7 protein-coding genes and 1 other annotated feature (1 of these 8 cut by a window edge) are annotated in these 12294 nt (G+C 41.6%); of the genes, 1 reads left to right on the plus strand and 6 read right to left on the minus strand.

From position 1 onward, the window contains the following. Positions 1–24: 24 nt before the first annotated feature. Positions 25–1005: an AIR synthase-related protein gene (locus BM398_RS04890; protein ID WP_092336675.1), complete on the minus strand. Its 981-nt coding sequence runs from the start codon at positions 1003–1005 to the stop codon at positions 25–27. Between the two features lie 24 nt (positions 1006–1029). Further along, positions 1030–2679 carry a VanW family protein gene (locus BM398_RS04895; protein WP_092336676.1) on the minus strand — a complete coding sequence of 550 codons (1650 nt, stop codon included), beginning with the start codon at positions 2677–2679 and terminating at the stop codon, positions 1030–1032. A 204-nt stretch (positions 2680–2883) separates the two neighbouring features. Here BM398_RS04895 and BM398_RS04900 point away from each other — a divergent pair, with 204 nt between their 5' ends. Then, positions 2884–3459: a hypothetical protein gene (locus BM398_RS04900; RefSeq protein ID WP_092336677.1), complete on the plus strand. Its 576-nt coding sequence runs from the start codon at positions 2884–2886 to the stop codon at positions 3457–3459. A 246-nt stretch (positions 3460–3705) separates the two neighbouring features. On the opposite strand, the gene BM398_RS04905 is transcribed toward BM398_RS04900, so the two are convergent. From BM398_RS04905 to ileS, 4 genes are all read right to left on the minus strand, one after another. Beyond that, positions 3706–4860 (minus strand): toxic anion resistance protein, encoded by a 1155-nt coding sequence (locus BM398_RS04905; RefSeq protein ID WP_092336678.1) that lies wholly within the window; start codon positions 4858–4860, stop codon positions 3706–3708. A gap of 27 nt (positions 4861–4887) precedes the next feature. Next, a complete protein-coding gene (locus tag BM398_RS04910) occupies positions 4888–6093 on the minus strand; it encodes a 5-bromo-4-chloroindolyl phosphate hydrolysis family protein (RefSeq protein ID WP_175531846.1) in 1206 nt (401 codons plus the stop codon). 180 nt (positions 6094–6273) lie between these two features. Then, positions 6274–8754: a glycogen/starch/alpha-glucan phosphorylase gene (locus tag BM398_RS04915; RefSeq protein ID WP_092336680.1), complete on the minus strand. Its 2481-nt coding sequence runs from the start codon at positions 8752–8754 to the stop codon at positions 6274–6276. 160 nt (positions 8755–8914) lie between these two features. Next, positions 8915–12106, minus strand: a complete 3192-nt coding sequence (gene ileS / locus BM398_RS04920) for an isoleucine--tRNA ligase (RefSeq protein WP_092336681.1) — start codon at positions 12104–12106, stop codon at positions 8915–8917. Between the two features lie 47 nt (positions 12107–12153). Then, positions 12154–12294: a binding site (T-box leader), on the minus strand; it runs 110 nt beyond the window's last position.

Below are 12294 nucleotides of genomic sequence, written 5' to 3' on the forward strand. Positions count from 1 at the left end.
CTACAAAAATCGGTTTCTGAGCATTTATCCCAGTATTTTATGTATCATGTCGCATCCCGGCATCTCCAGAAACCTTGATTCATCAGCATTTGTGATAATCTTGTCGTTTCCACTTTTTAGATATCCGACAACTTTCGCGGGTATTCCCTCTTTTTCCAGCTCTGCAACCAGTCTGTCTCCGTCTTCACACGCAAAAAGAAGTGCACCTCCCGACAAAAGCTGATATGGATTTATCTCATAAAACTCGCAGATTTCTACCGTTTCCTGTCGTATCGGAATACTTTTTAAATCCACGCAAAGTCCGGTTCCGGCACGCTCTGCGATATCCCAAAGTGAGGCATATACTCCCCCATTCGAAATATCGGTAACAGCGACTGCACCGGACTTAATGGCGACTGCGGCCTCTTTCGCCACATTAAGATAATTCTTAAAATCAATCGCATCTCTGATAAAAGGATCGGGATATTTGGCACAAAGCTCTTCATGTCCCTGCTGCGCCAACATTGCTGTTCCTTCAAGCCCTATCCACTTTGTAATAACAAGTGCCAGACCTTCTTTAAGATTGTCATTCTTGCCTATATCAAAACCGGCATCCTTCGTAGTTCCTACGCAGTTTGCTGTTATAACAGGCCTTGTAACTGCACTTGTTACCTCTGTATGTCCGCCCGCATAGGTAACTCCATACTCATTGCATGCCGCTATTATGTCCCTTACGATTTCTTTTAACTGTTTTTCCTCAGTCTCCTCGGGAAGAAGAATCGACACAGTCACATGTGAAGGCTTGATTCCATGAATGACAAGATTTCCGATTGCTTTCATAGCCGCATAATAACCTGCACATGCGACATTTTCAGTAACCGGACATACTGCGGAGTAAACCCTCTCAGACTCAGAAAAAGCGCAGTCTGTCCCTACAGCTGCGCTAGTCTCTTTTTTATGTTCTGTTTTTATCAATTTCAACACGGATCTCTTAAGAGTATTCTCTGAAATTTTGCCTATCTTCATGCCTTCTCCGAGTTTCGATATTTATTAGCCTTCGCTTAATACTTTCTTCTTCTTTTCCTTTGATTCTGCAACAGGCTTATCATTTCTTGCCTCTGCTCCCTCAAGCTCTGAATCTGTAGTAGCAGTCTTCTTTTTATCAGCATCTGATTCTGTGGTTGCACTTGCTGTTACAGTCTTCTTCTTACCAAGCTCCTGTGCAACATTACGTACAGTCTTAATTTCTTTAGTCTCCATTGCTACCTTAAGCTCATCAATATCAGCCTGTGTTGCACCCTTTGTTCCAACCATGATGATTCTGGGAACCATGTTGTATGTGCTTGTATTGATTATCTTTGTTGCAGATTCAACACCATCTTCCTCAACAACCTTGCAAAGCTGAGACTTATATCCAAGGTGAGCAGACTGCATTCCAACATAACCAAGTGCCTGTGAAGGATCTGTCATGTACTTGTCTTCTGAAGCAGGAGTCTTATCAAGAATAATGCTCTTGTATGTAACTTTTCTTCCTGCAGGTCTGTTGTCATGTCCATAAATTGTAAATGTGACATGCTTATCAGGTGTGCAGATAGCCTCAATATAAATAGGCGAATCTGTATTATTTCTAAACTTGAAATCCTTACCGCCTGACTGCGCAATAGCAGCGTCTGCAGAAGGCTCAACGTAAGATACGATCATTGAATGATTATGTCTCTCTGTAACGTCAAGTTCTGCCAAAAGAACTGCGTTATAAAGAGTTGATGATACCTGACAGATACCACCACCGATACTCTCAACAACAAGACCGTTCAAATATGAACCGGCCGGATAATAACCATTTTCCTCACTGAATGGTGTGATTGTATCAAGAATTGAAAGCTCCTGGCCGGGCTCAAGTCTGATTCCGTCCAAAAGGGCGCACGCATTTTCAATATTTGCACTTCTTGCGGCACCTGAATCTCTGTATCCTGTAGTGTATGTTCCTAGAACATCACTCATTTTCTGTAATTCATCTAAATTTTTGAAAGCATCAACAGTCTTTACTGCAAGCTCAACCTCATTGTTTTCGGGAGTCCATGAATTGGCAATAAAATCCTTGATGATTGCTTTGGATTCATCAGAATTAACGATGTATGCTGTCATTCCTGATGTCTGCTTATCGCCTTCACCTTCCTTACGAGCCTGTTCTCTTTTATCCTTGTTGACCTTTTTAGCTTTTTCTTCTTTCTCTTTTTCCTTCTCAAGGTCTATCTTTTCCAGATTTTCATTGAATTCCGTATTACATTTACGGATTATCGTTGTAAGGGCTTCGTCATCAATACCATAATCGATATCGAACTTAACGGCATTCTCTTCAACATCCTTGCCTTCTTTGTATCTCTCTACTACGTTGCCTTCGTGTCCAACGGCATACGCATCCTTGACAACATCAGGGTTACCCCATGATATTCCCAAATCTGAGCCCTTAACCGGAATCTTTTTTCCGTTTCCACCTGTGAGAATCAATTCACCATCAACTACTTCTTTTACCTTGTTGGCAACAGCCTCCTTAGCTTCTTCGATCGTCATCCCAGACGCGTCGATGTCCCCGATCATTACGCCCTTTGCTATCGTGTTGCTTGCAGCCGAAACCTGTGCCACCGGAACAGCTGCCAAAGTAAGTACCGAAAGAGCGAGTCCGCAAAAAAATCTCTTCATAATACTTCCACTTCCTACTTTCCTTTTGTCCTAATTTGTCCTATAAGCGTTATTTTGTGCTAAAATTGTACGTGAAAAACTATCAAATGTGTTTATGGAAGGTAATTATAGATGAAATTTCCCTTTTTAGCAAGTATTATTATTGTCGCATTTTTTTTTAATATTAGCATGCGTCGAGTTAGCAGAAAAGAAGAGGCTCGCGAGATGAGCTTCTGGGAAAAAGAACGAAAATCCAACAATGTCAGAAGAAAAAGTCTTGAAAATCTTGATTATATCTGCATTCCCGTAGACGTTCTTCCGTTCGGAACATGCGGAAGCAACAAAGAACTGGAAAATTCTGAACAAAATGTGCTCGCACTGAAGGATGAAAAGATTGTCAATCTCACGGGAATCACCAACACCGATCTAAAGCTCGAGTACGGAACCGCCAATATTACTGAGCTTTCACTCTACGATCAAAACTACACCGCTCTTGTTCGTGCACTTCAAAACTGGGGCAAGGCTCTTTACGATGCAGGACGCTACGAGGACGCAACCAAAGTTCTTGAGTTTGCCGTAAAGACCAGATCGGATATCACCGCAACTTATAAACTCCTGATCGACATGTACAAGACAAAATTATTTCTGAGTGCTCCCGAGATTGAAAAAAAGATTAATTCATTAATTCCTATAGCAGATAATCTTAACTCACTTAGCAGACTAACAATTCTTAAGCTTCTCGGATGTGATGTGACAACCGACAAAAAACACGCTTCTGCTCATAAGATTAATGCCACTTAATCGATTGCAAAATAATATGTTTTAAAACACTATATTAATAGGAAGAAACTCATTCAATTTTGACCTATTTTCATTAATATTAGTATTAAAAAAATTATTTTAACTATCATCAGATTAAACGTTTTCAACGACTAATATAATCCTTGCGAATCAAAAAAGCATCTTTTCAGATCTGTTTGATAAAAATCTGAAAAGATGCTTTTCTATTTTTTATATTTTGCGGAATAACGTTAATCTAAATTTCGACTAATTTTTAGCTGCCTGAAGTAGTTTATCTTTTAACTGATTTTCAATCTGTGCGAGCTCGGCTTCGGCTTCTCGACGTTTTTCTTTTCCTTCTGTCTGAATTTTAAGAACCTCATCGAGTGTAGAAATAAGAGATTCGTTTGTATGTTTTAACGTATCAATATCCACGATTCCGCGCTCAGCTTCCTTCGCGCTCTCAATCGTAGCAACCTTAAGTGCATCAGCATTCTTCTTTAGAAGCTTGTTCGTCATATCGTTAACTTCTCTTTCAGCCTTTGCAGCCTGTGTCGAGTGCTCTATACCGATTGCAATTACCATCTGGTTTTTCCAAAGAGGAATTGTATTTACGATGGTTGACTGAATTTTCTCAGCCATAACGGTATTTGAACTCTGTACCATTCTGATCTGAGGACCTGTCTGCATTGCAATTGTCCTTGTAAGCTCAAGATCGTAGATCTTTTTCTCAAATCTATCGCAAAGACTTGCAAAATCCTTCGCCTTTTCAGCATCTTCGGGAAGTCCCGACTCTGCTGCTTTTTTCTGAAGATCTACAAGTGTAGTGTTTCTCTCTTCTTCAAGTTTCTTCTTTCCTGCAAGAATATACATAGAGAGCTCTTTGAAATAATTGAGATTGAGCTCATACATTCTGTCGAGAATCTCAACGTCTTTCATAAGTGTAACCTGATGCTTCTCAAGCTCGTTACTTATAGTCTGAACGTTTGTCTCAACTTTGCTGTATTTAGCCTTGATTGCTTCGAACTTGTTGGCTCCTCTCTTAAACAACGCTTTAAGTCCCTTCTCATCTTCGGCTATCTCAAAATCCTTGAGCTGTGTAACAAGGTCGGTGATCATTCCGCCGACTTCGCCCATATCCTTAGTTTTTACGTTATCAAGCGCTTTCTCGGAAAAATCTGCAAGTTTCTTCTGCGTTCCAACGCCGTAATTCATAATTCCTGATGAATTCGAAATATCTATCTGCTTGCTGAATTCTTCAACCTGCTTGAGTTCTTCGGCTGAAAGCTGCGCTTCCATAGCTACATTTCCGTTATCCTTTGCTTTTTCTTTGGGCTCTTCCTGCGTAGCCTGTGCTTCTTCCGCGCCAAAAGACAAAGTAGGTGCAGCAGGCGCTGCATCGAAATTAAATTCTTCGCTCATAAATCCTCCTTAAAATCATTACCCTAATTACTCTTTCATCTGCATGGCAACACCACTCTCGGTCAATCCGTCCTGTGCCATCATTGTTTTCATAACTGAAATATCCGAAGAAATATCCCATGCCATATCCTGAAACATACTATCAAGAAGTTTCTCAAATGCCATATTTATGGTATCCATTGCCTGGCTTATTTCTTTCTTGGTCTGAACTATATTCTCCCCGGCATCAGGCTGCTTATCTAGTTCAACATAAGCAGAAAGAAGTTTTCTGGTGGTGGGAAGATAATAATTCATCAGTTTGTGAAGATCGTCCGCGCTCTGGTTGTCTTTTTTAACCTGAGCAAAAATCCTGTTCATGATTTCTTCCAAACGATACAACTTATCGGACATCTCCTCTGTATCGGGAATAACATCATTTATCTTTCTTACAAATTTAATATAGTCATCGCCTTCTTCCAGAATACTTCTGACTTCAGACGTCATGCCCTCAAGGTCTGCTTTCTTTGCCGCATCTTTTTCAAGTGCTCTCTTTTCTCTTTCGAGTTTGTCCTGTTCTGCACCGATATAGAGATTATATGCATTATCGGTGATCATCAGATTTTTCTCTGAAGCATCGAATCTGGCTCTTGGAAGGAACCCTGCTTTTATCATCTCTTTAAGTTCCCTGACAACCTCTTTATCTGTCTTAAGCAACCTTGCAGCAAGTTTACTTATCTCAAAATACTCAACATCTCCGACGAGTTGTCCGTATTCATAAAATTTCTTGGTAAGACTAAGCTTTTTTGCCCCCTTAAAAACCTGATAAACACAAAATAATAAAAGAAGAGCCGGAAGCACAGCAACAGGATGCGAACCTGCAGCAAGTAACACGGCAAGTGACAACGGCATCAGGCATACCGTGCCGATACTTCCAAATAATATCGAACCGGTCCCGTTATATCTGGAAACTCTTTTCATTAAAAAAGGTGTCTGCTTTAACGGTTTGGCCTGTGTATAAGGTACATAGCCGGTCTTTCGCTCATAGTTATACCCATATTTCTGTCCGCCGGGTCTATTCTGTCTTCCGCTCGCATAAGTTGTTTTTCTGTCTATTGATGTGACAGTAACCGCCTTTACCGTATTTGCTATGTCGGAAGCAAGCTTACTGTAGTCATTCTTTTCAATCGCTATTGAGACATCTCGCAAAATATCTTTGCCCATGTCCGCAAGCTCATCGGGTAAATTCTTTGCCATCTGTTCCTCCATACGCCCAATACTTTTTTATCTGATAACTATCAAATAAAAAAACAAGCGTACATATAATTTTACAGTATTATATCACAAAAGACAATTTCTCAAAAATGCGTCAAAATGGGTTCCCGAAGAATCGGTCAACTCTCCGGGAACCCACTGTTTATGGCACTTATTCCTTTTTTACTTTACGGGAAGTTCAACTTTATCAAGCTTCCAAACTTCGTCTACATACTCCTGAATAGTTCTGTCAGATGAAAACTTTCCGCAGCTTGCGGTGTTCAAAAGAGCCATCCTAGCCCAGCGCTTCTTATCCGCATATGCTTCCGATATTCTTCTCTGAGCCTCAAGGTACGCCTCGAAATCCTTCAGAATGAAGTACTGATCAGCTTTTGAAGAATTAATCGTATTAAGAAGGCAGTTATAAAGCGGTCTAAAGAGCTCTTTGTTTTTGGAGAACGTTCCATCAACCAGCATATTAAGGACAGTCTTTACGTTAGGATTGCTATTGTAAATGTCCATGGGATTATATCCGCCGTTTTTCTCATAGTCCATTACTTCCTGAGAAGAAAGTCCGAAAATAAAGGCATTCTCTTCACCCACTTCATTTACGATTTCGACATTGGCGCCGTCCATAGTTCCAAGCGTAACGGCTCCGTTTAGCATCATCTTCATGTTTCCTGTACCTGACGCTTCTTTACTTGCTGTCGAGATCTGCTCGGAAACATCCGCTGCCGCAAAGATAAGTTCAGCGTTTGAAACCTTGTAATCCTCGATAAATACTACCTTTATCTTGCCGCCGATTGAGGCGTCTTTGTTGATCACATTAGCTACTGAATTAATTAACTTAATTGTTAGCTTAGCAGTTAAGTAACCCGCAGCGGCCTTTGCTCCGAAAATATATGTCTTTGGATAAAAGTCTTTATTCGGGTGACTCTTGATGTCGTGATACTTATACATTACCTGCAAAATATTAAGGAGCTGTCTCTTATATTCATGAAGTCTTTTTACCTGAACATCAAAAATTGAATTGGGATCGACTTCTATATTGTTGTGCTCAAGAATATATTTTGCCAGGCGCTCTTTATTCTTGTGCTTGATCTCCATAAACTCAGCCTGAGCCTTCTTGTCATCCACAAAGCTCTTTAGCTTATCCATCTGAGAAAGATCTGTTATCCAGCCGTCTCCTATCTTCGCTGTAATCCAATCGGCCAAAAGAGGGTTCGCGTGAAGAAGGAACCTTCTCTGAGTAATTCCGTTTGTTTTATTATTAAACTTCTCAGGCATCATCTCATAGAAATCCTTAAGCTCTCTCTTCTTAAGAATCTCAGTATGAAGCTGAGCAACACCGTTTACAGAATGTCCTCCGACAATCGCAAGGTGCGCCATCTTTACCTGATTGTCATAGAGAATTGCCATACTCCTTATCTTGGACTGAACATCCATTCCCGGAGAATTTGTGTACTGTCTCATTATCTGATCCACAAATCTTCTGTTTATCTCATCAACAATCTGATAAATTCTCGGAAGAAGTCTCTGGAACAAGTCAACAGGCCATTTCTCCAGAGCTTCCGACATTATGGTATGGTTCGTGTAGCAGCAAGTCTTGACCGTAACTTCCCACGCCTCATCCCAGGTGAGATAATACTCGTCCATAAGAAGACGCATAAGTTCGGCAACCGCAACAGTCGGATGTGTATCGTTGAGCTGGAATACTGCTTTTGTGTAGAATTTCTTGATATTGTCATGATCCTTTAAGTATCTCTTAAGCGCAGTCTGCACAGACGCGGATATAAAGAAATACTGCTGTTTTAATCTGAGCTCTTTTCCCGCAATATGATTGTCGTTCGGGTAAAGAACTTCGCAAAGCTGACTTGCAAGATTCTCCTGCTCTACAGCTTTCTGATAATCGCCCTTATCAAAAGAATCAAGCTGGAAGCACTGTATAGGCTCTGCATCCCATATTCTCAAGGTATTGACCATTCCGTTTCCGTATCCGAGAATTGGCAGATCGTACGGAATAGCCCTAACAACCTGGTATCCCTCCTGCTTAAAGATAGTTCTTCCGCTGTCATCCGTATATACATTCACATAGCCGCCAAATTTAACTTCTTTGGCGTATTCATTTCTTCTAAGCTCAAAAGGATTACCGTTTTCAAGCCACGCGTCCGGCACTTCGACCTGATAACCGTCGCGGATAGTCTGCTTGAACATACCATATTTGTAGCGGATTCCGCAGCCGTAAGCCATATACCCAAGAGTTGCCAAAGAATCGAGGAAACATGCCGCAAGTCTCCCAAGACCACCGTTTCCAAGTGCGGGATCGGGCTCCTGATCTTCAACCAGGTTCACGTCGATTCCAAGCTCATCCAGAGCTTCTTTTACCGCCTTATATGCCTGAAGATTTATCAGATTGTTTCCAAATGCCCTTCCCATAAGGAATTCCATGGACATATAATACACAATCTTGGGATCCTGCTCGGCTGCAGCTTTCTGAGTGGTCATCCAGTGATCTATAATGGCATCTTTTATTGCATATGCCGAAGCCTGATATACTTCCTGCGGTGTAGCCTCTTCCATAGTTTTCCTGTAAAGAGTCTTCACATTATACAACACGCTTCGCACAAACAATTCTTTGTCAAAAGGTAATGTTTTCTTCTTCATGCTGCCTCCTAAAAAAATATTGCGATGATATTTTTCCTATCGAGACTGTTACGTTAATATTTTACCGCAAAACCGACTATTATTCCACTCATATAAAGGCACAAAAATAGCCTTAGAGAAATCTTGTTTCCCTAAGGCTATACGTTTTAACAATAATATATCAGACTTTTTCTACGCCGATAGTAACTTTCTCGCCGTTGATATCCCATTCTTTTGCATTTGCTACATCTTTGTCGAATACGATCTCATTAGCAAGAACCTTGGTTGCGATGCTGTCGTTATTATCCTTAACGATTGCTGCAAGCTTGTCATTTCCGTTAAGTGATACCTTAATGTGATCCATAACTTCGAATCCGGAATCCTTACGCATTGTCTGGATCTTACTGATAACTTCAAGTACGAATCCCTCTTTGATAAGTTCTTCTGAGAGATTTGTATCAAGAACAACAGTAATTCCCCAGTTCTCCTGTGAAATGAAGCCTTCCTTCTGCGCGATCTCGATAAGAAGATCTTCCTTAACAAGCTCTACATCAACATCATTTACGTTGAATTTGATGCTACCGTTCGTATTAAGCTCGTCCATTGTGGCATTTCCGTCAAGCTTCTCAAGATAAGCCTTGATAGCTCCGATGTTCTTGCCGTACTTAGGTCCGAGTGTCTTAAGCTGAGGTTTGAAGCTGTAGCTTGTGAAGTCTCTTACATCATCTGTGAAAGATACTTCCTTAACGTTGAGCTCTTCTCTGATGATCTCTTTGTAGAACTCTCCTACAGTCTCTTCTGCCTTAACGTACATTGTTCCGATAGGCTGACGGTTCTTGATGTTGGCTGCATTTCTTGCCGCACGTCCGAGAACTACGATATCAAGAACTTCTTCCATATCCTTCTCAAGCTTCTTGTCGATGAATGCCTCATCTGCAACAGGGAAGTCGCAGAGGTGGATACTCTCAGGAGCATCAGCAAAGCTCTTTCTTACAAGATTCTGATAGATTTCCTCAGTCATGAAAGGAACCATAGGTGCAGCTGCCTTGGAAATAGTAACAAGTGCAGTATACAGAGTCATGTATGCTGAGATTTTATCCTGCTCCATTCCCTTTGCCCAGAAACGCTCTCTGCTACGACGAACGTACCAGTTGGACATCTCGTCGACAAAGTTATCAAGTGCCTTTCCTGCTTCAGGAATTCTATAGTTTTCAAGGTTCTCATCAACTGCTTTTACACAGCTGTTGAGCTTTGAAAGAAGCCATTTATCCATTACAGTGAGCTTATCGGGCTCAAGCTTGTAATTAGCTGCATCGAATCCGTCAATATTTGCATAAAGAACGAAGAATGCATATGTATTCCAAAGTGTTCCAAGGAACTTACGCTGTCCTTCCTGAACGGCATCACCTGAGAAACGGCTGGGAAGCCAAGGTGCGCTGTTTACATAGAAGTACCATCTGATCGCATCTGCGCCGTATTTAGCAAGTGCATCGAAAGGATCTACCGCATTACCCTTGGACTTACTCATCTTCTGTCCATTCTCATCCTGTACAAGTCCGAGAACTATAACGTTCTTAAACGCAGGCTTGTTGAAAAGAAGTGTTGCTTCAGCATGAAGTGAATAGAACCATCCTCTTGTCTGATCGACAGCTTCCGAAATGAACTGAGCAGGGAACTGCTTCTCGAAGAGTTCCTTGTTCTCAAATGGATAGTGGAGCTGAGCGAAAGGCATTGCTCCTGAATCGAACCAGCAGTCGATAACTTCTTTTACACGGTGCATTTTCTTGCCGCACTTAGGACAAGTAATCTCAAATTTATCAATATAAGGTCTGTGAAGTTCTGTAGTCTCAGCTGAAGGATCTCCGGAAAGCTCAGCGAGCTCTTTTCTTGAACCAACTGAAAGCTGGTGTCCGCAGTCATCACACTCCCAGATATTAAGAGGTGTTCCCCAATATCTGTCACGTGAGATACCCCAGTCCTGAATATTCTCAAGCCAGTCACCGAAACGTCCCTTACCGATTGACTCAGGGATCCAGTTGATCTCTTTGTTGTTGCGGATAAGGTCGTCCTTAACTTCTGTAACCTTGATGAACCAAGATGAACGAGCATAGTAAAGAAGGGGTGTTCCGCATCTCCAGCAATGAGGATAATCGTGCTCCATCTTAGGTGCAGCAAAAAGAAGTCCTCTCTTATCAAGGTCTTTTAATACCTCGGGATCCGCACTTACAGCGCCCTCATCCATTTCTTTCTGAGTAGGCTTACATCTCATTCCGCCGAAAGGTGTCTCAGGCTTTAACTTACCTTCGCCGTCAACCATCTGTACAAGAGGAGCGTCGTACTTACGTCCAACACGAGCGTCGTCTTCACCGAATGCCGGAGCGATATGTACGATACCTGTACCGTCTGACATGGTTACGTATGTATCGCAATAGATAAAGAATGCTTTTTTATGCTGTTTCTGAGCTTCGTCAGCTGCGCACTGATATAAAGGCTCATATTCTTTGTACTCAAGGTCTGTTCCTACGTATGTTTCAAGAACTTCGTATGCCTTCTGACCTTCTTCTTTTACAAGAGAACCAAGTACCTTATCTGCAAGTGCCTCTGCAAGATAATATACATTGCCGTCAACAGCCTTAACCTTGATATATTTCTCATCAGGGTTAACGCAAAGACCGATATTTGAAGGAAGTGTCCAAGGTGTTGTTGTCCATGCAAGGAAATAAGCATCCTCATCCTTTACCTTGAAACGAACTACCGCTGTACGCTCTTTAAGGAGCTTATAGCCCTGAGCAACCTCGTGTGATGAAAGAGGTGTTCCGCAACGAGGGCAGTAAGGAACTACCTTGAAGCCCTTGTAAAGGAGACCTTTTTTCCAGATCTCGTTAAGAGCCCACCACTCGGACTCGATGAAATTGTCATCATATGTGATGTAGGGATGCTCCATATCAGCCCAGAAACCGACTGTGCCGGAGAAATCCTCCCACATTCCCTTATATTTCCATACGGATTCCTTACATTTCTGGATGAAAGGCTCCATTCCGTATTCTTCAATCTGCTCTTTTCCATCAAGATTAAGGAGTTTCTCAACTTCAAGCTCAACAGGAAGACCGTGTGTGTCCCAGCCTGCCTTACGAGGAACTGTATAGCCCTTCATTGTGCGGTATCTGGGAATCATATCCTTGATAGCACGTGTAAGAACGTGTCCGATATGAGGCTTTCCGTTAGCTGTCGGAGGGCCGTCATAGAACATATACATTTCACCCTTGCTTCTGGTATCTACACTTTTTTTGAAAATGTCTTCTTTTTTCCAGAACTCTTCAATCTTCTTTTCTCTGCCGACAAAGTTCATGTCTGTTTCGACTTTGTTATACATTTGAAAACTCCTCTCTTTCAAATAAATAAGACCTCGTCCTTTTTTGTAAAAAGGACGAGGTCGTTAATTTACACTCGTTATACCACCTGTTTACACATACGCGCCAAGAGCTGTCATACAACATCCCGGTTGAATACGCTCCCCGTTAACGCTGGGATACACGTCAAAATCTACTGTCATTTCGATTT

Origin of the sequence: Butyrivibrio sp. M55 (assembly GCF_900116865.1) — a bacterium.
GTDB lineage: Bacteria > Bacillota > Clostridia > Lachnospirales > Lachnospiraceae > Butyrivibrio.

Excerpts from the sequence above, each read along its gene's own strand:
- BM398_RS04900 (WP_092336677.1), top strand. The coding sequence starts at position 2,884 with ATGAGCTTCTGGGAAAAAGAACGAAAATCCAACAATGTCAGAAGAAAA.
- BM398_RS04915 (WP_092336680.1), bottom strand. The coding sequence starts at position 8,754 with ATGAAGAAGAAAACATTACCTTTTGACAAAGAATTGTTTGTGCGAAGC.
- BM398_RS04895 (WP_092336676.1), bottom strand. The coding sequence starts at position 2,679 with ATGAAGAGATTTTTTTGCGGACTCGCTCTTTCGGTACTTACTTTGGCA.
- BM398_RS04890 (WP_092336675.1), bottom strand. The coding sequence starts at position 1,005 with ATGAAGATAGGCAAAATTTCAGAGAATACTCTTAAGAGATCCGTGTTG.
- BM398_RS04905 (WP_092336678.1), bottom strand. The coding sequence starts at position 4,860 with ATGAGCGAAGAATTTAATTTCGATGCAGCGCCTGCTGCACCTACTTTG.
- BM398_RS04910 (WP_175531846.1), bottom strand. The coding sequence starts at position 6,093 with ATGGCAAAGAATTTACCCGATGAGCTTGCGGACATGGGCAAAGATATT.
- ileS (WP_092336681.1), bottom strand. The coding sequence starts at position 12,106 with ATGTATAACAAAGTCGAAACAGACATGAACTTTGTCGGCAGAGAAAAG.